Annotated in this window: 22 protein-coding genes; 13 read left to right on the forward strand and 9 right to left on the reverse strand. The window is 69.7% G+C overall.

Annotated features, from left to right (window positions below; genetic code table 11):
* Positions 1 to 53: 53 nt before the first annotated feature.
* Together ACLNGM_RS04685 and ACLNGM_RS04690 are read right to left on the reverse strand one after the other, a co-directional pair.
* Entirely contained in the window at positions 54 to 671 is a 618-nt protein-coding gene (locus tag ACLNGM_RS04685; protein WP_416357400.1) for a TetR/AcrR family transcriptional regulator, read from the reverse strand.
* 135 nt (positions 672 to 806) lie between these two features.
* Positions 807 to 1,082: a hypothetical protein gene (locus ACLNGM_RS04690; protein WP_416357401.1), complete on the reverse strand. Its 276-nt coding sequence runs from the start codon at positions 1,080 to 1,082 to the stop codon at positions 807 to 809.
* Between the two features lie 373 nt (positions 1,083 to 1,455).
* On the opposite strand from ACLNGM_RS04690, the gene ffh reads away from it, so the two are divergent.
* The 4 genes from ffh (at position 1,456) to ACLNGM_RS04710 (ending at position 5,587) form a co-directional block, all read left to right on the forward strand.
* Positions 1,456 to 3,015: a signal recognition particle protein gene (gene ffh / locus ACLNGM_RS04695; RefSeq protein ID WP_416357402.1), complete on the forward strand. Its 1,560-nt coding sequence runs from the start codon at positions 1,456 to 1,458 to the stop codon at positions 3,013 to 3,015.
* A gap of 122 nt (positions 3,016 to 3,137) precedes the next feature.
* Positions 3,138 to 3,551 (forward strand): 30S ribosomal protein S16, encoded by a 414-nt coding sequence (gene rpsP, locus ACLNGM_RS04700; RefSeq protein WP_055891882.1) that lies wholly within the window; start codon positions 3,138 to 3,140, stop codon positions 3,549 to 3,551.
* Positions 3,552 to 3,730: 179 nt separating this feature from the next.
* Positions 3,731 to 4,273: a ribosome maturation factor RimM gene (gene rimM, locus ACLNGM_RS04705; protein WP_416357403.1), complete on the forward strand. Its 543-nt coding sequence runs from the start codon at positions 3,731 to 3,733 to the stop codon at positions 4,271 to 4,273.
* 84 nt (positions 4,274 to 4,357) lie between these two features.
* A complete protein-coding gene (locus tag ACLNGM_RS04710) occupies positions 4,358 to 5,587 on the forward strand; it encodes a DUF6030 family protein (protein ID WP_416357404.1) in 1,230 nt (409 codons plus the stop codon).
* 39 nt (positions 5,588 to 5,626) lie between these two features.
* Here ACLNGM_RS04710 and galE read toward each other — a convergent pair whose 3' ends face one another.
* Complete coding sequence (galE, locus tag ACLNGM_RS04715; protein ID WP_416357405.1) at positions 5,627 to 6,616, reverse strand: UDP-glucose 4-epimerase GalE; 990 nt, start codon at positions 6,614 to 6,616, stop codon at positions 5,627 to 5,629.
* 144 nt (positions 6,617 to 6,760) lie between these two features.
* Here galE and ACLNGM_RS04720 point away from each other — a divergent pair, with 144 nt between their 5' ends.
* A complete protein-coding gene (locus ACLNGM_RS04720; RefSeq protein ID WP_416357406.1) occupies positions 6,761 to 7,693 on the forward strand; it encodes an endonuclease/exonuclease/phosphatase family protein in 933 nt (310 codons plus the stop codon).
* A gap of 74 nt (positions 7,694 to 7,767) precedes the next feature.
* Here the strand turns inward: ACLNGM_RS04720 and ACLNGM_RS04725 are convergent, their stop codons facing one another.
* On the reverse strand, positions 7,768 to 9,792 hold the full coding sequence (locus ACLNGM_RS04725) for a PhoX family protein (RefSeq protein WP_416357407.1): 2,025 nt from the start codon (positions 9,790 to 9,792) through the stop codon (positions 7,768 to 7,770).
* Positions 9,793 to 9,984: 192 nt separating this feature from the next.
* On the opposite strand from ACLNGM_RS04725, the gene ACLNGM_RS04730 reads away from it, so the two are divergent.
* A complete protein-coding gene (locus ACLNGM_RS04730; protein WP_416357408.1) occupies positions 9,985 to 10,353 on the forward strand; it encodes a hypothetical protein in 369 nt (122 codons plus the stop codon).
* Positions 10,354 to 10,413: 60 nt separating this feature from the next.
* On the opposite strand, the gene ACLNGM_RS04735 is transcribed toward ACLNGM_RS04730, so the two are convergent.
* Together ACLNGM_RS04735 and ACLNGM_RS04740 are read right to left on the reverse strand one after the other, a co-directional pair.
* Positions 10,414 to 11,913, reverse strand: coding sequence for a trypsin-like peptidase domain-containing protein (locus tag ACLNGM_RS04735; RefSeq protein WP_416357409.1), 1,500 nt, complete (start codon positions 11,911 to 11,913; stop codon positions 10,414 to 10,416).
* A 172-nt stretch (positions 11,914 to 12,085) separates the two neighbouring features.
* Positions 12,086 to 13,210 carry a DNA recombination protein RmuC gene (locus ACLNGM_RS04740; RefSeq protein ID WP_416357410.1) on the reverse strand — a complete coding sequence of 375 codons (1,125 nt, stop codon included), beginning with the start codon at positions 13,208 to 13,210 and terminating at the stop codon, positions 12,086 to 12,088.
* A gap of 98 nt (positions 13,211 to 13,308) precedes the next feature.
* Here ACLNGM_RS04740 and def point away from each other — a divergent pair, with 98 nt between their 5' ends.
* From def to truA, 3 genes are read left to right on the forward strand one after another with little or no spacing between them, the layout of a single operon-like run.
* Positions 13,309 to 13,827 (forward strand): peptide deformylase, encoded by a 519-nt coding sequence (gene def, locus ACLNGM_RS04745; RefSeq protein WP_416357411.1) that lies wholly within the window; start codon positions 13,309 to 13,311, stop codon positions 13,825 to 13,827.
* A 7-nt stretch (positions 13,828 to 13,834) separates the two neighbouring features.
* A complete protein-coding gene (gene fmt, locus ACLNGM_RS04750; protein ID WP_416357412.1) occupies positions 13,835 to 14,779 on the forward strand; it encodes a methionyl-tRNA formyltransferase in 945 nt (314 codons plus the stop codon).
* Between the two features lie 4 nt (positions 14,780 to 14,783).
* Positions 14,784 to 15,629 carry a tRNA pseudouridine(38-40) synthase TruA gene (truA, locus tag ACLNGM_RS04755; protein ID WP_416357413.1) on the forward strand — a complete coding sequence of 282 codons (846 nt, stop codon included), beginning with the start codon at positions 14,784 to 14,786 and terminating at the stop codon, positions 15,627 to 15,629.
* On the opposite strand, the gene ACLNGM_RS04760 is transcribed toward truA, so the two are convergent.
* Together ACLNGM_RS04760 and dapE are read right to left on the reverse strand one after the other, a co-directional pair.
* Entirely contained in the window at positions 15,576 to 16,193 is a 618-nt protein-coding gene (locus ACLNGM_RS04760) for a hypothetical protein (RefSeq protein ID WP_416357414.1), read from the reverse strand. The two genes, truA and ACLNGM_RS04760, sit on opposite strands and share 54 nt — an antisense overlap.
* A complete protein-coding gene (gene dapE / locus ACLNGM_RS04765) occupies positions 16,165 to 17,334 on the reverse strand; it encodes a succinyl-diaminopimelate desuccinylase (protein WP_416357415.1) in 1,170 nt (389 codons plus the stop codon). The genes ACLNGM_RS04760 and dapE overlap by 29 nt, the downstream gene beginning before the upstream one ends.
* A 345-nt stretch (positions 17,335 to 17,679) precedes the next feature.
* Between dapE and ACLNGM_RS04770 the strand changes: the two genes are divergently transcribed.
* Positions 17,680 to 19,014, forward strand: a complete 1,335-nt coding sequence (locus ACLNGM_RS04770; RefSeq protein WP_416357416.1) for a lytic transglycosylase domain-containing protein — start codon at positions 17,680 to 17,682, stop codon at positions 19,012 to 19,014.
* Positions 19,015 to 19,096: 82 nt separating this feature from the next.
* Here the strand turns inward: ACLNGM_RS04770 and dapD are convergent, their stop codons facing one another.
* Positions 19,097 to 19,951 (reverse strand): 2,3,4,5-tetrahydropyridine-2,6-dicarboxylate N-succinyltransferase, encoded by an 855-nt coding sequence (gene dapD / locus ACLNGM_RS04775; RefSeq protein ID WP_416357417.1) that lies wholly within the window; start codon positions 19,949 to 19,951, stop codon positions 19,097 to 19,099.
* Between the two features lie 145 nt (positions 19,952 to 20,096).
* On the opposite strand from dapD, the gene ACLNGM_RS04780 reads away from it, so the two are divergent.
* The 3 genes from ACLNGM_RS04780 (at position 20,097) to ACLNGM_RS04790 (ending at position 22,390) form a co-directional block, all read left to right on the forward strand.
* Complete coding sequence (locus ACLNGM_RS04780) at positions 20,097 to 20,972, forward strand: LOG family protein (RefSeq protein ID WP_090963449.1); 876 nt, start codon at positions 20,097 to 20,099, stop codon at positions 20,970 to 20,972.
* A gap of 68 nt (positions 20,973 to 21,040) precedes the next feature.
* On the forward strand, positions 21,041 to 21,349 hold the full coding sequence (locus ACLNGM_RS04785) for a hypothetical protein (protein ID WP_090963451.1): 309 nt from the start codon (positions 21,041 to 21,043) through the stop codon (positions 21,347 to 21,349).
* Between the two features lie 120 nt (positions 21,350 to 21,469).
* Positions 21,470 to 22,390 carry a BON domain-containing protein gene (locus ACLNGM_RS04790; protein ID WP_416357418.1) on the forward strand — a complete coding sequence of 307 codons (921 nt, stop codon included), beginning with the start codon at positions 21,470 to 21,472 and terminating at the stop codon, positions 22,388 to 22,390.
* Positions 22,391 to 22,449: the final 59 nt, after the last annotated feature.

A 22,449-nucleotide genomic window follows, 5' to 3' on the forward strand; every position in this document is an offset into this window, starting at 1 on the left:
TCCGGTGAGACGCGTCGAAACGGAAGGAATGGGCAAGGGACGGACGCACGGGATCAGGCCTCGTCCATGCGAAGAAGCGCGCGCACGACGCGCAGGAGATGCGGCTCGATCGCCTCCAGCGCGACGTCGCGCTCGAACTGCAGGCGCATCATCAGCCCGTCGCCGAAGGCGAAGATCATGGTCAGGGCGACGTCGAGGTCGAGATCGGCCGGCACTTCGCCATGCGCGCGCGCCTCGGCGATCGCGGTGCGCATGGTGGTGCGGACCATCTCCTCGAGCTCGCAGAAGCGGGCGCCGACCGTGGTGTTGCGCAGCGATTCGGAACAGATCTCCACCATCAGCCCGCCGCTCTCCGGATCGCGCGCGGAGGCGAGATATTCCATCGCGGTGGCGACCAGCCGGTCGGCAATCGAGCCGGGACCGCGCAGGTGTTCCATGCAGGCGACGGCGCCCGCGCGTTCCTCCTCGGCGATCGCCTCGATGATCGCGTCCTTCGAGGGAAAGTAACGGTAGAGCGCGCCGGGGCTCATCTGCGCCTCGGCGCAGATCTGACCCATGGAGGCCCCGTGAAAGCCGGCGCGCGCGAAGCAGATGCGCGCGGCCGCCAGGATCTGACGGCGTCGCTCGTCGCTCGGCTGGAGCACTTGGGCGGCGGTGGGGGGAGGGGGCACCAGGGTCCTGACGGCAAGAGAGCGAACGATCGTTCTCATACCGGGGCGGGGTCACAAAGTCGAGAGAAGTTTGGGGACTGTCGAGCGAATTCCACTTCTAGCCAGCCCTGCGACGACCCACCGCCGCCGTCGCGGCTAGGAGGCCGGCGCGTCGTTGGCGGGGCGCGGGGCGCGCGAGGCCGGCGGGGTCCAGTCGGCCCGGAACGCCGCCAGCACCCGTTGCGCCCCCGGCCTGCGGCCCATGACGGCGTCGAGCACCGGACGGTTCAGCACCGACATCGCGCGCAGGATGCGCGCATCCGGCGACATCTCACCGCTTTCCCCGGTGGCGGGAGCTGCCCGCGACGGCTCGGCGGGACCGCCTGAGCGGTCTCCGGTCCGGGACGTGTCGGGGAAGCGTAGGATGTTCATCGCGCCGTCGATTGCATGGCCACCCGCTCCTGGAATTGGCACGGGTTCTCGTCCCAGCCTTACCGCCGGATGCTGAAAAGAGTGTTGGGAAAGGTGCTTAACGCTTTGCTTTTCGCAAGGCGTCGAACGACTTGGCTGTCAGCTGCGTCTTGACAGCGGCGATCGTCTTTGTTTCAAGCACCGGAATTCAGCGTTCGATCATCCGTCCGCGACCCGCCGACCGTGTCCCTTCCTCGGAAGCCGCACGGAGGTCACCATCCGCCAGCGAGTGTCGCCCGCGGATGCGTTTCCGTTTGGCGCTTCGCTCTGGCTTGGATCGGGCGCCACGAGTTCCCATTCTTCCGGCATTGCCGGAAGACAAGGAAGACAGCGGATGTTCGAATCCCTCCAGGACCGCCTCGGGTCCATCCTGAACGGCCTCACCGGCCGCGGTGCCCTGTCCGACGGCGACGTCGCGGCGGCGCTGCGCGAGGTGCGCCGTGCGCTTCTGGAGGCGGACGTCTCGCTGGAGGTGGTGCGCTCCTTCACCGACCGCGTGCGCGAGAAGGCCGTCGGCGCCCAGATCGTGAAGTCGATCAAGCCCGGCCAGATGGTCGTCAAGATCGTCCACGACGAGCTGGTCGCCACGCTCGGTTCCGACCAGGTCGCGATCGACCTTAATGCACCCGCGCCCGTCACCATCATGATGGTCGGCCTCCAAGGCTCGGGCAAGACGACCACCACCGGCAAGATCGCCAAGCGCCTGACGGAGCGCCAGAAGAAGCGCGTCCTGATGGCCTCGCTCGACACGCGCCGCCCGGCCGCGCAGGAGCAGCTGCGCGTTCTCGGCGAGCAGACCGGCGTCGCGACGCTGCCGATCATCGCCGGCCAGGGCCCGGTCGAGATCGCGAGCCGCGCGAGTCAAGCCGCCAAGCTCGGCGGCTACGACGTCCTGATCCTCGACACCGCCGGCCGCACACATATTGACGAGCCGCTGATGCAGGAGATGGCGGAGATCAAGTCCGCCACCCGCCCGCACGAGATCCTGCTCGTCGCCGATAGCTTGACCGGCCAGGACGCGGTGAACCTCGCCCGTTCCTTCGACGAGCGCGTGGGCATTTCCGGTCTCGTCCTTACCCGCGTCGACGGCGACGGGCGCGGCGGCGCGGCGCTCTCGATGCGCGCCGTGACCGGCAAGCCGATCAAGCTGATCGGCACCGGCGAGAAGATGGACGCGCTGGAGGAATTCCATCCCGGGCGCATCGCCGACCGCATCCTCGGCATGGGCGACATCGTCAGCCTCGTCGAGAAGGCGGCCGAGAACATCGACGCGGAACAGGCCGCGGCGATGGCCAAGAAGATGCAGTCGGGCAAGTTCGACCTCGACGATCTCGCAGCCCAGATCGGCCAGATGCAGAAGCTCGGCGGCATGGGCGGCGTGATGGGCATGATGCCCGGCATGGCCAAGATGAAGGACCAGATCGCCGCCGCCGGCATGGACGACAAGCTCCTGAAGCGGCAGCTCGCGATCATCTCGTCGATGACGAAGTGGGAGCGCGCCAACCCCGACCAGCTGAAGCACTCGCGCAAGAAGCGCATTGCCGCTGGCTCTGGGACGGATGCCGCCGACATCAACAAGCTTCTCAAGATGCACCGCCAGATGGCGGACATGATGAAGGCGATGGGCGGCAAGGGCGGCAAGGGCGCCGGCATCATGGGCAAGCTCATGGGCGGCCTCGGCGCCAAGATGGGCCTGCCCGGGGGGATGGGCGGCGGCATGCCGGACCTGTCGAAGATGGACCCCAAGCAGCTTGAGGAGATGGCGAAGGCCATGCAGAAGGGCGGGCTCGGCAGCCTGCCCGGCGGCCTTCCCCCCGGCCTTGGGCAAGGCGGCCTTCCCGGTCTTTCCGGCGGCGGCTTTCCCGGACTTCCCGGCCTTGGCCGGAAGAAATGACTTCCCGGCCTCGGCCGGAAGAAACAAGGGCTGCATCCCGGCTCGGACCACCTGACGAACGAAACCCGACGGCGCATCCCAAGAAGGCGCTGCGAGACAGAAGAAGCAGAAGGAAGACCCTCATGCCCCTGAAGATGCGCCTTGCCCGTGCCGGCTCCAAGAAGCGCCCGTACTACCACGTCGTCGTCGCCGACGCCCGTTCGCCGCGCGACGGCCGCTTCGTCGAGACCGTCGGCTCGTGGAACCCGATGCTCCCGAAGGACGCCGAGCGCGTCACCCTCAAGGAGGACCGGATCAAGCACTGGCTGAGCGAAGGCGCCCAGCCGACCGACCGCGTGCTGCGCTTCCTCGACAAGGCCGGCATCGTGAACCGTCCGACCCGCGCCAACCCGACCAAGGCCCTGCCGGGCAAGAAGGCGCAGGAGCGCGAGGCCGAGCGCAAGCAGCGCGAGGAAGACGCCCGCGAGGCCGCCGAGAAGGCTGCTGCCGAGAAGGCCGAGGCGGATGCCGGCGGCGCCGAGGCGTCGGCCGAGTAAGGCATTCCTTAACGTTTCACGTGAAACACCGGACGCGGCGTCCCGATTCGATCGGGACGCCGCTTTCGTTTCCGCCGCCGCCCGCAGCGATCCTAAACTTGACGAGGCGGGCGGAACGGGCGACTGACGCCCGGAACGAACCCCTGCCGCCTTTCGACCTTTTGACGGGAATTCCGCGCGTGACCGACGCCCATCGCGACACCATCCTTCTGGCCGTGATCGGCGGCGCCCACGGCATCAAGGGCGAGGTGCGCGTCCGCTCCTTCACGGAGGACCCCGAGGATCTTGGCGCATACGGGCCGCTCACCGACGTCAAGGGGCGGCGCTACACGGTCGTCTCGGCTCGCGCCCAGAAGAACGTCGTCGTGGTCCGCTTCAAGGAGGTCACCGATCGGAACGCTGCCGAACTCCTCAACGGGACCGAACTCTTCGTCGACCGCGCGGCATTGCCCGAGGAGGGCGAGGACGAATTCTACCAGGCCGATCTCGTCGGCCTCGTCGCCCGCCTCGTCGATGGGACGGTGATCGGCGAAGTCGTCGCCTTCCATGATTTCGGCGCCGGCGACATCCTTGAGATCGCGCCGGACGCGGGCAAGAGCGTGATGATCCCCTTCACCGAGGCGGCCGTGCCGGAGGTCGATCTCGATCTCGGCTTCATCCAGGTCGAGCCCATCGCCGCCGGCCTCGTTCCGCCGGACGAGGACGCGCCGCGCGACGCGTGACGGATCGACCGACTCTCGCCTCGTTTGAAGGATAGAGCTATCAAGAACCCTTGATCCCCTTCGACCTGCGGAGCGGCAAGACGCATGACGCACGGCCTTCACGATCCGACCCGGCCGTCCGGCGACGGACCCGCCGTGGGCATGGTCGGGGAGGAGCGTGATGACGCCGCGTCTTCGCCGGAGACCGTCGGGGACGAAAACGGGGCGGTCTCGGCCGATCCCGAGGCCTCGTCCGATCCGGCCAGAGCGAACGGAACCGGCGTAACCGCTCCGCTCTATGGGCCGCCCGCGGCTCCCGAAGTCGCGGCCGCCGCCGGGTTGATCTCGGCCATTCCTCTCATCGCACCGGCGTCTCCGATGGGCGCCGAAATTCTGGACAAGCCGGCAGGCGCGGGGGCACCCCCCGAAGCCGAAGCCGAAGCCGAAGCCGAAGCGGAAGCGGAAGCCGAAGGGGAAGCGGTGCTTCCACGGCCGGTCTCGCGCTGGGATGTACCATCCGAGGCCGCTGCGGGTCCGCCGGTGCGGCCTGCGGGCGGCACCGATGGCGGGGCGCTCCCCAGCGCCGTGCGCGTCGTCGCGCTCGTGCTTCTGGCCGGTGGCGCTCTCTATGCCGCACTTCTGGCCGTGCGGCCGGACGACGACCGTGCGGCCGTTGCGGTGCGGGCGCCGCGGGTGGAGGACGGGCGATCGGTGGTGGCCCAGCCCGGCCCTCGACCGAAGCCCCTCGTGGTCGAACGCTTCGCCGGCACCCGCGACCTCGACCTGAAGACCAGCGCCTTCCGCTTCATCCGCCTCGTGCCGCAGCCGCCCGCCGACGTCTGCGCGGTGTTCGGGACGGCCGGATGGGACGCAGGGCCCTGGGGCCCGAGCCCCCTCGGCGACCTCGACGAATGCGTGGCGTCGAAGGTCTTCGGCGGCCGGAAGCAGGCGGAGGCGTTCGCGGTCCTGCGCGGCCGCGAGACGCTGCTCGAGGTGCGCATCAAGCTGAACCTCTACGATGAGGCGCGCCGCGCGGAGGCTGCGAGCGAGATCGCGAGCCTCGTGTCGGGGTTCTTCGAGCGCTGGAACTGGGAGGGTGCGGCCGGCTTGAGGCAGCGGATCGCTGCGCTCGATCCGTTCGAGGAGACCGCCCACGGCACGCGGGTGGTCCTGTCGCGCGAGCGCGGCGAGGTCGAGCGATGGAACCTGTCGCTCCGCTTCCCGAGCCCGCCGAAGCCGCCCGAGGACAAGCCGAAGGCGTCGACCCTTGCCGACATCGCCGCCATGGCGGGCGTGCCGGTGCAGACCGTTCCACCGGAGCGCGACACGCCCTGATGGACGCGCGCCGGCTAACCTTTCAGCCTGCGTCCGGGGTCAGAGCGCGTTGCGGCGCCCGAGCGCCTCTTCCCAATCCAGCGCGTGGCGCACGATGAGCGACAGATCGTCGTATCGCGGTTCCCAGCCGAAGGCCTGCCGCGCGATCGTGGCATCGGCAACGATGGCGCTGGCGTCGCCCGGACGCCGCTCGGCCATCCGCACGTCGAAGTCGCGTCCCACCACCTGCCTCACGGTGTCGAGCACCTCCAGCACCGAATAGCCGTGACCGTAGCCGCAGTTGGCGATGATCGAGGCACCGCCGCCCCGCAGGTAGTCGAGCGCCCGGCGGTGGGCGCTGGCGAGGTCCGATACGTGGATGTAGTCGCGCACGCAGGTGCCGTCCGGCGTGTCGTAGTCGTTGCCGAACACGTGAAGGAAGGGGCGTTTGCCGAGCGCGGTCTCGCTGGCGACCTTGATGAGGTGGGTCGCGCCCTTGGTGGACTGCCCGGCGCGGCCTTTGGGATCGGCGCCCGCCACGTTGAAGTAGCGCAGCGCCGCGAAGGTGATCGGGTGAGCCGCCGCCGTGTCGCGCAGCATCAGCTCCGTCATCCACTTCGACGTGCCGTAGGGAGATTCCGGCGCCGGCGGCTGCGTCTCGGGCACCGGCATCGTCTTCGGCGAGCCGTAGACCGCCGCGGTGGACGAAAAGATGAAGTGCTTCACGCCGCCCTTCACCGCCGCTTCGATCAGCGCGCGCGAGGCGACCGTGTTGTTCAGGTAGTAGCCGAGCGGATCGGCCACTGATTCCGGCACCACGATCGAGCCGGCGAAATGGATGATCTCCCGGATATCCTTCTCGGCGATCAGCCGCTCGACCAGCGCCATGTCGGCGATATCGCCGACGACGAGTTCGGCCTCCGGCGCCACGGCCCATTCGAAGCCGGTCGACAGGCGGTCGAGCACAACCACGCGCTCGCCCGCATCCACGAGATCCCAGACCATGTGGCTGCCGATATAGCCGGCGCCGCCGGTGACGAGTACGCTCATGCGCGGGATCCTTCGATGGGCCGGGCCGCCCCGGTCTGAATCGCGCCGGATGCTATCTTGCACAGGATGTTTCGCAAGTGCGAAAACGCCGGTTGTGGGGCGGCCGGGCCGGTTCGCTTCCACCCACGGGATCGGATGTGCCGGATGCTTCGACGCGATGAATGGGTCGGTGCGCTGACAGCCGTGGCGGCCGGGGTCGTCCTGCTGGTCGGGATCGGCCTCCTTCTGCCGCGAACACCCCTCGTGTCGATGATCGGCCAGGTCCTGCCGATCCTCGGCCTCGCCCTCCTCCTGCCCGCCATTGGCCTCGCCCTCCTCCGGCGCCCGTGGCGGGCCGGCGGGACGGCGCTCCTCGCCCTCGCCATCCTGGCGCTGGCCTTTTGGCGCTTCGAGAGCGGGTCGGCCGACCGGGCTGCGGAGCCCGTCACCGGGGCGCCGTTCACGCTGATCAGCTTCAATGCGCTGTCCACCAACCGGGAGGGCGTCTCGGCGATCCCGTTCCTTCTCGCCTCCGGGGCCGACGCCATCCTGATCTTCGAGGCGGCGCAGTTCGAGGCCGAGCTTCCCCGCCTTCAGGCGGCCTATCCCTACCGTCTCGGCTGCACGGCGCCCGAGCCCTGCGACACACTCCTCCTGTCGCGGCGTCCACCGGTCTCGGCGCGGCAGACCTGGCTCGGCGCGGTGCCGGCCAAGCGCTACGCGGAGTTCGCGTTCGACCTCGATGGCCGCCGCGTGACGCTCGTCGGCGCGCACCTGACGAAGCCCTATTTCGACGAGCTGCCGGCGATCGAGCGCCTCGTGCTCGGCAACCGGCTGCGGGCGATGCGCGGGGCGGTGATCCTCGCCGGCGACTTCAACGCCGTGCCCTGGTCGCCCGATCTCGTGGACCTCGCGACGCGTGCCGAGATGCGCTTTTCCGGTGTTTACGTGCCGACCTGGCCGGCCGGCGCCGGGCGCTTCGGCCTGCCCATCGACCACGTCCTCACCCGCGGCGCCGTCGTGACGTCGCTGGAAGCGCTGCCGAGCGCCTTCGGTTCGAACCACCGCGGACTTCTGGCGCGGCTCGTGGTTCCCTGACCGGGGACCGAATACGACGGCGGCGGCCTCGGGTCGCCCCGAAGCCGCCGCCGATCATCATCCGTTCGCGATGGTCAGCCGATGCGCCCGCCGCCCTGGCGGGTGATCGCGACGACGGAGGGGCGCGTCGGCATGGCGTCGTCGAAGTCCGGCCAGCGGGTCGACAGGTCCTCGTAGTAGGACAGGCGGCCGAAGCCCTCCCAATCCTCGCCGCCGTCGGCCGGGTGCTGCACCGCGACGAAGGCCGTCTGCATGTCGGGCAGGAGGAGGGGGCCGCACATCTCGGCGCCGACCGGCACGCGGAAGAAGAGCTTCGAGGTGCCGCGGCCGTCGCCCTCGGTCTCCACCGCCCAGAGGCCGTCGGTGCGCCCGGTTGCCTTCGGCGAATTGCCGTCGGTCGACACCCAGAGGCGCCCTTCGGCGTCCACCGCGCAGTTGTCGGGCATGCCGAACCAGCCGTTCCTGGTGGTTTCCGTCGAGAAGGTCGCGCCGACCTCGGCCACCGACGGATCGCCGCATTTGAGCAGCACCTCCCAGCGGCCTGTCTCGGCCGTGAAGTCGTCGCCGTCCTCGTGGATCTCGATGATATGGCCGAAGGCGTTGGCCGCGCGCGGGTTGGCGGCATCGACTTGGTCGGCCTTGCGGCGCGTGTTGTTCGTCAGCATCACGTAGACGCGGCCGTTCGCGCCGTTCGGCTCGATGTCCTCCGGCCGGTCCATCGGCGTCGCCTCGAGAAGGTCGGCGGCGCGGCGCGTCTCGATCAGGACGTCGGCCTGGGACCGGAAGCCGTTGGCCTCGGTCAGCGGGCCTTGGCCGTGAACCAGCGGCAGCCAGGTCATGCCACCGTCCTCGCCGAACTTGGCGACGTAGAGCGTGCCCTCGTCGAGGAGGTCCATGTTGGCAGCCCGGTCGTCCGGGTTGTATCGGCCCGCGGTGACGAACTTGTAGACGTAGTCGAAGCGCTCGTCGTCGCCGAGATAGAAGACGACGCGGCCGTCCTTGGCCACCGTCGAGGCGGCGCCTTCGTGCTTGAAGCGGCCGAGCGCGGTGCGCTTCTTCGGCATCGACGTGGGGTCCTCGACGTCGACCTCGACGACCCAGCCAAAGCGGTTCGGCTCGTTCGGCTCCTTCGACAGGTCGAAGCGGTCGTGGAAGCGGCCCCAGGCATAGGTGCCCTCCGGAACGCCGAGGCGCTTGTAGTTGCCAGCCTCCGGGTGGCCCTCGGGCAGCGTGCCCGTGAAGTACCCGTGGATGTTCTCCTCGGCCATGATGTAGGTGCCCCAGGGCGTGACGCCGCCGGCGCAGTTGTTGATCGTGCCGAAGACGCGGGTGCCGGTGGCGTCGGCGTTGGTCTTCAGGCGGTCATGGCCCGCGGCGGGACCCGACAACGCCATCTCGGTCATCGCGGTGATGCGGCGGTTCTTCGCGCCGTCGCGCACCACCTGCCACTTGCCGTTCTCCTTCCGGATCTCGACCACGGTGCCGCCGTGGGCGGCCATCTCGATGTCGACGCGGGTCTTGTCGGCTGGAGCGATCTCCAGCTCCTTGACCATCTTGGCCGGGTCCTTCTTGTCGGCCTTCTCGACGACCTGCACGATCCCGGGGAACATCAGGTGCTCGTTGGTGTACTCGTGGTTGACCACGAGATAGCCGTGGTCGGACGAGCCGTCGATCGGGATGAAGCCGACATAGTCGTTGTTGTAGCCGAACTGGCGGGCCTGGGCTTCCGGCGTCTGGCGGTTCGGGTCGAAGGCCGGGCTGTCGGGGAACAGGGCGTCGCCCCAGCGCAGGAGGATGTCGGCGTCGTAGCCCTCTGCCACATGGTGGTGCTCGTCGATGCCGGCCTCGACTTCCGGAAAGTCGAAGCGCGTCGTCGAGGCCGCGCGGGCATGCTCGGCCGAGATCAGCGCCATCGGGCTGACCGTCGCGGCGATCGCGGCGGTCGCGAGCGAGCCGCGCAGGAAGTCGCGGCGGGAGAAGCGCGCGGCGATGATTTCGCCCATGGTGCGGTTCGCGGTCGGGTTCAGACCTTCGCCCTCGGCCTCCTCGAGGCGGCTGGTCGGAAACACGGCGTGGCGCGGCGTGACGTGCTCGTTCATCGGAGCGGTCCCTTTCCCTTGGAATGGTTCCAGGTCGCCCTAAGCAGCCAAGATCACAGCGGGATGACAGTCGGCGAGTTCGCCCGACGGTTTCACGGGGCTGTGAAGCGGGAACTGTGACGGTGCATGCCGCGTCCGGTTCGTTCCGGAGCCACGATCCCGCAAGGCTCCGTTCTTCAGGAGATTTCGCCCATGACGCCGCCGCTCCGCCCCGCCGCGCTGGCCGCCCTTCTCGCCTTCGCCGTTCTGCCGGTCCATGCGCAGGACCCCGGCGCCCCGCAGCCGCCTGTCCCCTCGGTGACGCAGGAATCCGAAACGCAGGATTCGGGTGTCGGCGACCTCGAGACCGCCGAGTGGATCGGCAAGCCGGTGATGAGTTCGGACCGCAAGGCCGTCGGCACGCTGCGGGAGGTCCGCACGGCGAGCGACACCGCCGATGCCGGCCTCCTCATCGTGGAGCGCGACGGCGGCGAGACGGTGGAGGTGCCGATGCAGGGCGCGGCCTTCGACGGCACGTCGGTCGTGGTCACGCCGCTGGCGGACGCCATCGCTGCCAACTGAGGACATGAAAAAGGCCGGGCGCCCGTCGGGGCGTCCGGCCTTTTCGAAGATTTGCAAACCTCAGTTCGAGCCGAGGCAGAGCACCGGATAGATCGAGTCCTGCACCTTGGCGGTCGCATCCGGCACGCTTTCGAGCGGGGCCGAGGCGTCGGCCGTCTCGAAGGCGACGTGATGGGTCTGAAGGAATCGGGCGGCGGCATCCGGGCGGATCGCGAAGTTGATCGACTGCGGAATGTCGCCCGTGAGATCGGCCACCGCGACGGCGTTGAGCTTGGCGGTGACGACGCCGACGACCCGGCCGGCGAGATCGACCAGCGGGCCGCCGGAATTGCCGGGCTGCACGGGGGCCGAAATCTGCAGGTAGTTCGCGTCGTTCATCAGGCCCATCAGCGACGAGACGTTGCCGCGTGTCACGTTCAGGCTGTCGGCGAGGATCGAGCGCAGCGGGAAGCCGAGCGCCAGGACGTCCTCGCCGAGACGCGGCTTGCCGGCGACGATCGGGAGCGGCTTCCCGACCTTGGCGTCGACCTTCAGGAGCGCGAGGTCATGGTCCTCGTCGACCACCACCTTGGACGCCGCGCCGAGATCGCCGACGAGCACGGTCTTGCAGGCCTTGGCGACGTGAGCATTGGTCAGGAGCCAGCCGTCCTTCGAGACGACGAAACCGGTGCCGGAGGAATCGAAGCCCGGCGACGGGCTGGCGAGCGACGGCGATTCGGACTTCGGCGTCGAAGCCTTGGCGTGCTCGCCCTCGCCGAACGCGACGCCCTCGGCCCGCCCGCTCTCGAAGAGGCGGGCCATTGGGCCGACGTCGCCTGAGCGCGGCTCGCCCGCGAAGGGCTCGACGGACTCGGCCGCGACCTGGGCGTAAGGGGCGATCACCGAGGCGTGCGCCGCGTTCCAGGCGACCGAGAAGCCGCGCAGATCGCCGCCGCGGCCGGAAAAGCGGATCAGGAAGTCGCGGCCGTCCTCGTGACCGCGGATGGTGAAGCCGCCGTTGGCTTTCGAAGCCTCGCTCACGGTCTTGTTCGGGCCGGTCTCGGACAGGACGCCGAACACGCCATCGAGCGTGTAGCCCTCCTTGGAGAAGCGCACGGTCTCGATCTCGACGCCGCCGTCGTCCGAGCGCCAGAGGCTGCCGACCTCGGTCTCGCCGACCGGGGCGACGACGTTGCCGGGCAGGCCGAGGCGCACCCCCGTCGCCGCGTCGGTCACCTGCACGAAACCGGCGGCGTCGCGCGCCGCGTCGCTCTTCTCGATCACGAGCTTTAGGAAGGCGTCGTCCATGACGCCGTCGGCAGCCAGACCGTGGCGGGCCTGGAAATCGCGCACGGCGCGCAGCGTCTGCGGGCCGACGCGGCCGTCGAACGGGCCGGCATAGTCGCCGGTCCAGGTCAGGCGGTGCTGCAGGCCGGTGCGGAAGGCAAGGTCCGTGTGCTGGTTGTAGAGCGTCGCGAGGTCGGCTTCGGCGCCGGTCGCGGCCGCGGCCGGGGCGGTCACGGCCACGGGTGCCGCGCACAGAAGCAGACCTGCCAGAACCGCCGTTGTCACGCCGCGCATTGCCGTTGCCCCCGTTTCATCACTCGCAGAAGAAACGCAGCACAACCGGATTCGATCCCGTGCATTAAACATTTGTCAAGCTTTGGATCAGCTGAATTTCCGTCTGGTTTCCGGAACGTGTGGAAAACCGGACGAATCGGAATGGTTCGGCGGTGGTCGGGCCCTGTCGGACTTAAGCCTGCGGCAGGTGTCCCGGTGCCTCGTCCTGTCCGAGTTCGGCCCCCGCGATCTTCTCGCCCCGCCGGATCAGCTTCTCGGTGGAGATCAGGATCTGATCGACGTCGCGCGCCGTCTGGCCGAGATGGGTCTTCAACGCCGCGACCCGCGCGTCGAGCCGCTGCAGGTCTTCCGACAGAAGGACCACTTCGCGCTGGATGAGCCCCGCCTCGCGCCGCATGCGCTGGTCCTTCAGGAGCGCCTTCACCACCTCGATCGACAGCATCAGGAGCGAGGGCGAGACGATCACCACGCGCGCGCGGTGCGCCCGCTGGATGATGTCGCCGAAATGCTCGTTGATCTCGGCAAAGACCGACTCCGACGGCACGAAGATGAAGGCGGTGTCCTGCGTCTCGCCGGGCAGGAGGTACTTCTCCGACACGGCGCGCACGTGCACCTCCATGTCACGGCGAAGGCGCGCGGCGGCGACATCCCGCGCCTCGTCGCTCGGCGCCTCGCGAAACGCGGTCCAGGCCTCGAGCGGGAACTTGGCGTCCACTACCAGCGCCGGCGCGCCGTTCGGCATCGGGATCAGGCAGTCCGGCCGCTTGCCGTTGGAGAGCGTCGCCTGGAACGAGTAGGCGCCGGGCGGCAGGGCGTCCATGACGATCGCCTCCATCCGCGCCTGCCCGAAGGCGCCGCGCGCCTGCTTGTTGGCGAGGATATCCTGCAGCCGCACGACCTCGCCGGCGAGCCCCTGGATCTGCCCCTGCGCCCGGTCGATCACCGCCAGCCGCTCGGCGAGCCGCGACAGCGTCTCGCCGGTGCGCGCCTGCGCCTCGGTCAGGGAATGGCCGACACGCTGGCCCATGCCGTCGAGGCGCTCCGACACGGCGCGGGCGAGGTCGGCCTGGCGCGCGCCGAGCATCTCGCCCATCGACTGGACGCGTCCGGCCAGTTCCGCCTGCGCCTGCAGGATGTCCTGCGCGGTCTCGCCCTCACGGCTCGGGCGACGCCAGACCATCCGGACGAGGAGCGCCAGGATGCCGAGGAGGAGCAGCGCCTCGCCCCATGAGAGCGCGATGCCGAACGGGGCGGCCAGCGGGCGGTCGAGAAAGGCGGCGAGGGCGGAGAATTCCATTGTTCCGAGGCTAGCCGATTCTGCGCGGGCGGGCCAGATCAAAACGGGAACATGCGGGCGCGGTTGACCGCTTGGCGGCTTGCGATTACCTGACGCCCATGAGCGTCAAGCCCCTTGTCATCCTGCCCGATCCGATCCTGCGCCGCGCGTCCGAGCCGGTCTCCCGCGTCGACGATGCCCTCAAGCGTTTCACCGACGACATGCTGGAGACGATGTACGATGCGCCCGGCATCGGTCTCGCCGCCATCCAGGTCGGCGAGCCGCTGCGCATCGTCACGATCGACCTGTCGAAGGAAGACGATCCGGAAAAGGCGCCGCAGGTCTTCCTGAACCCGGAAATCCTCGCCTCCTCCGACGAGCGCTCGGTCTACGAGGAGGGGTGCCTCTCGATTCCCGACTACTATGCCGAGGTCGAGCGGCCGGCCAAGGTCACGGTGCGCTATCTCGGCCTCGACGGGAAGACGCACGAGATTGAGGCGGACGGGCTCCTAGCCACCTGCCTCCAGCACGAGATCGACCATCTCAACGGCGTGCTCTTCATCGACTACATCTCGAAGCTGAAGCGCGACATGGTGATCCGCAAGTTCTCCAAGGCGTCGAAGCGCGGCGGCGCGTGAGCCGCCGATGACCCTTCGCCTCGTCTTCATGGGAACGCCGGACTTCTCGGTCCCGACCCTGCGCGCGCTCCACGAGGCGGGTCACGAGATCGCCGCCGTCTACACTCAGCCGCCGCGCCCGGCCGGTCGCCGCGGCCTCGAAACGGTGCCCTCGCCGGTCGAGCAGGAAGCGCGCCGGCTGGGTCTTTCCGTCCGCAGCCCCGTCTCGCTGAAGGGCGCCGAGGAGCAGGCGGCCTTTGCCGCGCTCCAGGCCGATGTCGCCGTGGTCGTCGCCTACGGCCTTCTCCTGCCGAAGGCGATCCTCGAGGCGCCGCGCTTCGGGGCGTTGAACGGCCACGGCTCGCTCCTGCCGCGCTGGCGGGGCGCCGCGCCCATCCAGCGGGCGATCGAGGCGGGCGACACGGTGACCGGCATGATGGTGATGGGCATGGAGGCCGGCCTCGACACCGGCCCCGTCGCGCTGACAGAGGAGGTCGCGATCAGCCCGACCGACACGGCGCGCGAGGTGCACGACCGCCTGTCGGCGGCCTCTGCCACGCTGATGGTCGAGGCGATGGCCCGGCTCGAGGACGGCTCGCTCCGTTTCGAGACGCAGGACGCGATCGCCGCGCGGACGGGCCGCGAGGTGAAATACGCCGCCAAGATCGAGAAGGGCGAGGCCGTCGTCGACTGGTCGCGGCCTGCCGCCGAGATCGCCCGGCGCATCAACGCCTTCTCGCCCTTTCCCGGCGCCTGGACGGTGCTCGGCGGCGAGCGGCTGAAGCTCCTGCGCGCGGCGGCCGAGGAGGGCCGGGGCGAGCCGGGCACGGCGCTTGACGACGCGCTGCTGGTCGCGGCCGGCGAGGGGGCGGTGCGGCTTCTCGAGGTGCAGAAGGCCGGCGGCAAGGCGAGCGACGCGGCGGGATTCCTGCGCGGCGCCAAAGTGCCCGCCGGCACGCGCTTCGGCGCCTGACGCGATGCCCCGCTACAAGCTGACCATCGAATACGACGGCTCGACCTATTGCGGCTGGCAGCGCCAGAAGAACGGCATTTCCGTGCAGGAAACCGTGGAACGGGCGCTTCTCGCCTTCTGCGGCGAAGAGGTCACCCTGTTCGGCGCGGGGCGCACGGATGCCGGCGTCCACGCGACGGGGCAGGTCGCCCATGTCGACATCGCCAGGCGCTGGAAGACCGACACGGTGCGTGATGCCCTCAATGCGTATCTTCGCGAGGAGGGCGGCGTCGCGATCCTCGCCGCCGAGGAGATGCCGGACACGTTCGACGCGCGTTTCTCGGCCAGCAAGCGGCACTATCTCTACCGCATTCTCAACCGCCGCCCGCCGCCCTCGATCCTGAAGGGGCAGGTCTGGTGGGTGTGGCGGCCGCTCGACGTCGCGACGATGGACCGGGCCGCCAAGCGGCTCCTCGGCACCCACGACTTCAACACGTTCCGCTCGGTGAACTGCCAGGCGAAGAACGCGGTGCGCACGCTGGAGCGGCTCGACGTCGTGGCGGCGCCGGGCGGCGAGGTGCATCTTCACGCCTCCGCCCAGTCCTTCCTCCACAACCAGATCCGCTCCTTCGCGGGCTCGCTGAAGCTCGTCGGCGAGGGGCGCTGGAGCGAGGGCGATCTCGTCGCGGCGCTGGAATCGCGCGACCGCAAGCGCTGCGGCCCCGTCGCCCCGCCGGATGGGCTCTACCTCACCCGCGTCGACTACGCGCCGGAAGCCACCTGGGGCGTGCCCCGCGCAGCGCCCGCGTTGCCTGCCTCACCCGACCGCCACGCCGAAGAGATCGGAGACGGCGGCGAAGGAGAGGAGTGAGACGAAGATCATCATCGTCACGATGGCGATCGCAAGCGGGGTGTCGCAACTCGTCGCCACCGCGATCAGCCGCACCGTCAGCCCGATCGACAGGAGCGCGATGACGAGGCCGAGGACTTGCGTGAGTTCGCTCGGGCCTCCGACGAGGAGGAGCACGAAGAACGGCGAGAACACCCAGGTCAGGAACGCCCCGCCCCAGTTCACCGCGACCACGAACGGCACCATGCGCCGCTCGAAGCCGATGTGCCGGGCGGCGATGCCGACGAGGAAGAGCGGCAGGAGCCAGGCCGTCAGATCGGCCAGCGCATGGGCGGCCAGCGCCGTGACGGGGCTCGCCGCGCTGAAGCCGCGCTCGACGCGCTCGAACTCCAGCCAGGACAGGGCCGTCGGCGGCAGCGCCACGACCAGCGCCGCGAAGGAACGCCAGAACCCGTCCGCCGACAGGTCGAACCGGTCGAGGCCGCGCCGGTCCCCGGCCATCAGGCGCCAGGCACCGGTGAAATAGCGCCCGATCTCGGGCAGCGTCGGCAGGAAGTCAGGACTGGGCGGCGAACCAGCGGGCAACGAAGGTTTCATAGATAGCCGTCAGCGTTTCGAGGTCCGAGAGGGCGACCCTCTCATTGGCCATATGCATGGTGGCGCCGACAAGGCCGAATTCCACCACCGGGCAGTGGTTCTTGATGAAACGCGCGTCCGACGTGCCTCCGGAGGTGGAGAGTTCGGGCCGGCGCCCGGTCACCGTCTCCACCGCCACCGAAAGCGCCTGCGTCAGGGGGCCGGGTGCGGTCACGAAGACGTCCGACACCGGCTCGCGCCAGGAGATCTCGTAAGGAGCCCCCCCAAGCGCCGCTTCGATCCGCCGCAGGAGCTCGGCGCGCAGCGTCTCCGGCGTCCAGCGGTCGTTGAAGCGCACGTTGAAGGCGATGGTGACGCGGCCGGCGATGACGTTGGTCGCCGCGTTGCCGGTGTCGACCGCGGTGATCTCGAGATTCGAGGGCTGGAACGCCTCGCTGCCCGCATCGAGCGGCGGCTCGTTCAGCGCGTCGACCGCGGCGGCCAGGCGGCGCATCGGATTGTCGGCAAGGTGCGGATAGGCGACATGGCCCTGCCGCCCGAGAAGTGCGAGGCGCCCCGACAGCGAGCCGCGCCGCCCGATCTTGATCATGTCGCCGAGCCGCTGCGGGTTGGTGGGCTCGCCGACGAGGCAGGCGTCGAACCGCTCGCCCCGCGCTTCGGCGAACTCGAGGAGCTTCACCGTCCCGTTGATCGCCGGTCCTTCCTCGTCGCCCGTGATGAGGAGGGAGACGCGTCCCCCGTCCAACGCGCCGCGTGCTTGGAGGCGGGCGAGCGCGGCGACGAAGCAGGCGATGCCGCCCTTCATGTCCACCGCGCCGCGCCCGAACATCTCGCCGTTCTCGACCGCACCGGAGAACGGCCCGTGCCGCCAGTCCGCCTCGGGCCCCGGCGGCACGACGTCGGTGTGGCCGGCAAAGCAGAGATGCGGCCCCGTCTCGCCGCGCCGGGCCAGGAGATTCTCGACATCCGGCGTGCCGGCCTCCGTGAACACCGGGCGCTCGATCGCAAAGCCCAAGGGCGTGAGCAGCGCGGCGAGTTCCGCGAGCGCGCCGCCCTCGTCCGGTGTCACGGACGGGCAGCGCAGGAGGCGCAGGAGATTCGCGGCGGGGTCGATGGGGAGCGTCGTCATGGCCCCGGTTTAGCGTCCGCGGCCGGGCTCGGATACGATTTTTCCACGGATCCCGGAACCTTTCGTCGCAGGAGCGGGCCGACGAATCATCGCGCGGATTCAGTCGGATAGTGTGGCGCGACCTTGTCTGGAATCTGTCAAGCTTGCCCGAAGCGCACGAATCCAACTTCGGTGGGGTGGTGTTTTTCGGTCACGTTGCGCTAACCTTCGTGAACGCTTCGTAACCTTTCCCCCATTCCCGCCACGTTTCGGCCGGGTTTGGGAGGGCAAGGACGAGGTCGAGGGAAACGGCTGTGGGGACCTTGCATGATTGATCAGCGGGCTGTGGGAGCCCGGAGCGCGCGTGTGCGTTCCGGCCGGGTGGTTTCGGTCGCCGGACTGGCGCTCCTCGCACCGTTGATCCTGTCGGCCTGCGTGTCGGACGGCGACCGGATGGCCGGCACGGCCGACATGACCCCGAAGGCCGCCAAGGTGGCCGATGCCGCCTCGGCGTCCACGACCTCCCAAACGCCCGCCGCGCCGACCCGTTCCGTGGTCGAGATCGCCGCCAACGACGCCGGCCCGAGCCGCGTCATCCTGCCGACCGACCGTCCGGACACGGGCGCGGTCGAGGTCGCCGAGGCGAAGGGCGGCCGCGTCGTCCATGTTGCCGCAGCCGCGCCGACCGTGCCCGCAGCTACCGCGCCCGCCATCGAGGCGCCCGGCATCGCCTCGCGGGCGATCGACACCGCCGTCGCCGCGCATGAAACCGTGAAGGGCGGCGTCGTCGCCGCCAAGGACACCGTGGTCGCCGGCGCTTCGGCGGTCGGGTCCGGCGCGGTCACGATCGCATCCGCCGGCGCGCGCACCGTGCGCGACGCGGCCAAGGCGATCGGCGACACGATCACCGGCGATCCGAAGATCGACCGTCTGATCGAGAAGGCCGCCGACGACAACGACATTCCCCGCGAACTCGCCTATGCCGTCGTGCGGGTGGAAAGCCACTACAACCCGCGGGCCCGCGGCTCCGGCGTCTACGGCCTGTCCCAAATCAAGCCTGCCACCGCGCGCGGCCTCGGCTTCGACGGGCCGGCGGAAGCCCTCCTCGACCCCGAGACCAACCTTCGCTACGGCATGCGCTACCTGAAGGGCGCCTGGGAGCAGGGCAACGGCGACGTCTGCCAGACCGCGATGAAATACAAGGGCGGCCACCGCACCACGGTGATGTCGAAGTCCGCCAGCGTCTACTGCTCCAACGTCAAGCGCCACATGGCCGCGATCCGTGCCCGCAAGTCGCCCGCCATGGGCGGCGAGGCGCCGACGCTGGTCGCCGCCGTCGAACCCACCGTGCGCTCCGGCCTGATCGCGCGCGAAGTCGCCGCCCAGCCGGCCGCCGCGCGCAAGGCCGTGGCCGCCGCCATGGCGCCGGAGGCCGCAGCGCCCGCCACCAACGCCGCCGCCGCCGTCCTCACCGTTCCGGCCGCCAGCGCGCCGGTGCCGGTCGCACGGCCCGTGCGCGTCGCCGAGAACACGCCGCGCCCGGCGCAGCCGAAGGCGTCCGAGGGCTCGATCGGGGTCGGCTCGATGGTGGGCGGACGCGTCGTGCGCCGCGAGCAGCCCGACGTCGGACGGTTCGGCGATGCCTTCGACTCCAGCGCGCCCGCCAGCGCAGCGCCCGCGGGTGGCCTCGGCTTCAACTGAGCCGGTCACGATGTTCCAACGAAAAAGGCCCGGAGCGCTCCGCTCCGGGCCTTTTTCGTTGGCAGGTGGTCTGCGCCGCGCGTCAGGCGCGCAGAAGATCGTTGATCGAGGTCTTGGAGCGGGTGCGCTCGTCGACGCGCTTGACGATCACGGCGCAGTAGAGCGCGGGGCCCGGCTCGCCGTTGCCCATCGCCTTGCCCGGCAGCGAGCCGGCGACGACGACAGAGTAGGGCGGCACCTCGCCGTAGGTGATCGAGCCCGTCTCGCGGTCGACGATCTTGGTCGACTGGCCGATGAAGACGCCCATGCCGAGCACCGAGCCCTCGCGCACGATGCAGCCCTCGACCACTTCGGAGCGGGCGCCGATGAAGCAGTTGTCCTCGATGATCGTCGGGCCGGCCTGCAGCGGCTCGAGCACGCCGCCGATCCCGACGCCCCCCGAAAGGTGGACATGCGCGCCGATCTGGGCGCAGGAGCCGACCGTCGCCCAGGTGTCGACCATCGTGCCTTCGCCGACGGAGGCGCCGAGATTGACGAAGCTCGGCATCAGGATGGCGTTCCGGCCGATATGGGCCGAACGGCGCACGATGGCGCCCGGCACCGCACGAAAGCCTGCCTCGCGGAAGCGGGCGGCATCCCAGCCGTCGAACTTCGAGGGCACCTTGTCCCACCAGGTCGCGCCGCCGGGGCCGCCCGCGATGGGTTCCATGTCGTTGAGGCGGAACGACAGGAGGACGGCCTTCTTCAGCCACTGGTGAACGGTCCAGATGCCGTCGTCCCCACGCGTCGCCACCTTCGCCTCGCCCCGGTCGAGGAGGCCGAGCGCCGCCTCCACTGCCTCGCGGACCTCGCCCGTCGTGTCCGGGGAGATGCCGTCGCGCCGGTCGAACGCGGCTTCGATCGTGGTTTCGAGGTCGGCGTGGGCGGCAGCGGACATGGGGCTTCGTCTCCGGGGTCTGGGGCCAATCGAGGGATCGCGCCTCTCCTAGAGGCAGCGCGGAAGGGGCACAAGGCTTGCCCCCGTCCCGCAACAGTCTCTAAACCCTTGGAGCTTCGGCAGAGCACATGGCAGGCAGGCGAAAATGGCCGACGACGATTCGACGAACACTGCACCCGCGCCAGTGGCACCGGCCGGGACCTGGGTCCCCTTTCCCTCGGCCGGCGACGACAAGAAGCGTCAGGAGGCGAAGCCCAGGACCCCGCAGACGCTGTCGCCGACCTACCGGCTCGCCTACGACGATCCGGACTTCCTGACCTCGGAGGCGACGCGCGGCGTCCGGCTGCAGCTCGAGCTGATGAAGCCAGAGCTCGCGCTGATCGAGGCCGGGATCCTCTCCACCGTGGTCTTGTTCGGCGGCGCGCGCATCCCCGAGCCCGGCCAAGCGGCCTGGGCGGCGCGCAACGCGGGCCAGAAGGCGCGCCTCGAGGCGAACAGCCGCTACTACGAGGAGGCGAGACGCTTCGCGCGCCTCGCCTCGCAGCACTCGGCCAACTCGTCGGGCGGCAAGGAGTTCGTGATCGTCACCGGCGGCGGGCCGGGGGTGATGGAAGCCGGCAACCGCGGCGCCGCCGATGTCGGCGCCGTCTCGATCGCGCTCAACATCACCCTGCCGCACGAGCAGGCGCCCAATCCTTATGCGACGCCCGAGCTCTGTTTCAATTTCCACTACTTCGCCACGCGCAAGATGCACTTCCTGTTCCGCGCCAAGGCGATGGCGATCTTCCCGGGCGGCTTCGGCACGCTCGACGAGCTGTTCGAGGCGCTGACGCTGATCCAGACCGGGCGCATGGCGCGCATCCCGGTTCTTCTCTTCGGGGCCGAGTTCTGGCGCCGGCTCGTCGACTTCGAGTTCCTCGCCGAGGAGGGAACGATCGCGCCGGCCGATCTCGACCTGTTCCGCATGGTGGATACGGCCGAGGAGGGGTGGGAAGCAATCCGCAGCTTCTACGGCTTCTGACGCCCGGAGGAACCCGCATCCCCGGCTTCCGTTTCGCCCTCGACAATATGAACGAGCGGAGACGGACGATGGGCGGCGAAGACACCGATTCGGAAATGATGCGGCGGCAGCAGGCGATGGACGTCGCGGAAACGATCCCGCCGGACGAGACGCGCGAGCGCCGTCCCGCCTCCGACAGCGACCCAATGAGCGCGTCGGCGCGTGCGGCGGCAAAGGCCGGAACCGCCGGCGCTGCGGAATGGGCCGAGGATGCCGTCCTTCGCCAGAACCAGGCAGGCCTGCCGCCGGCTCAGGCAACTGCCGGGCACCCCGCCCGCGGCGGCGCCGTGCCGGAGGGCTCCCTCGCCAGCCCGGGCCGCTCCCTGCTCGGTGATTGATCACAATGGCGTCGGATTCATCGCGAGCGCTGGAACGCCCCTGCGATTCGGCTCGTTAGCCGCCTTGAGAACCGCTATCGCAGCATTCGGCTCGGCGGCGGATATTCACGGGAGACCCGCATGAGCGACTATCGGAACTTCGGCGATCGCAACCGTTCGCGCTACGACGACGAGCGCAACGGCAGCCTCAACGAGCGCGACGCGCGACGCCGCGCCGCCTACGGCGAGCGCGATGCCTACGGCGAGTGGGACCGCGACAACTACGGCCAGAACACCGAGACCGGCTACGGCCGCGAGCGCGCGAACGCCGATCGCTACGGCTCGTATTCGCGCAACAGCAGCCAGGCGTCCTTCGGCGGCGCCTACGACGATCGCTACGATCGCAACGACAGCTATCGTGACCAGCGCTCGAGCTACGGTCCCAGCCGCTATGCCGGCCGCAACGACTACGGCCAGACCTCGTCCTACGACGACTATGCCAACCGCGACCGCTATCGCCAGTCCTCCGGCTACGGCCGCGACTATTCGAGCGACCGCGGCTACGGCTACGGCTCGTCCTCCTACAACGCCGCCCGCGACGAAGATCGCGGCTTCTTCGAGCGCGCCGGCGACGAGATCGCCTCCTGGTTCGGCGACCGTGACGCCGAGCGTCGCCGCGAGGCCGACAAGCAGTTCGGCGGACGCGGCCCGAAGGGCTACACGCGGTCGGACGAGCGCATCCGTGACGACGTCAACGACCGCCTGACCGACGATCACTACATCGACGCGTCCGACATCGAGGTGACGGTGAAGGATCGCGAGGTCACGCTGGCCGGCCACGTGCCGTCGCGCGACCAGAAGCGCCGCGCCGAGGATCTCGTCGAGCGCATCTCGGGCGTCAGCCACGTCCAGAACAACCTGCGCGTCGAGACCGGCTCGGGCGGCCTCTTCGGCACCAGCTCGACCACCGCGACCTCGACGACCGGTTCGACCTCGACGACGAGCGAAGTCGGCGGCCCGCGCGGCTGGAGCACCGACACGACGGTGAAGACCATCTCGTAACGACGGCGCGCCGGGACGTCGTCCCGGCGACCCGACCGACCGACCCCGGTGCGGCGACG

The organism is Aureimonas phyllosphaerae (genome assembly GCF_047943035.1).
Classification (GTDB): Bacteria; Pseudomonadota; Alphaproteobacteria; order Rhizobiales; family Rhizobiaceae; genus Aureimonas; species Aureimonas phyllosphaerae.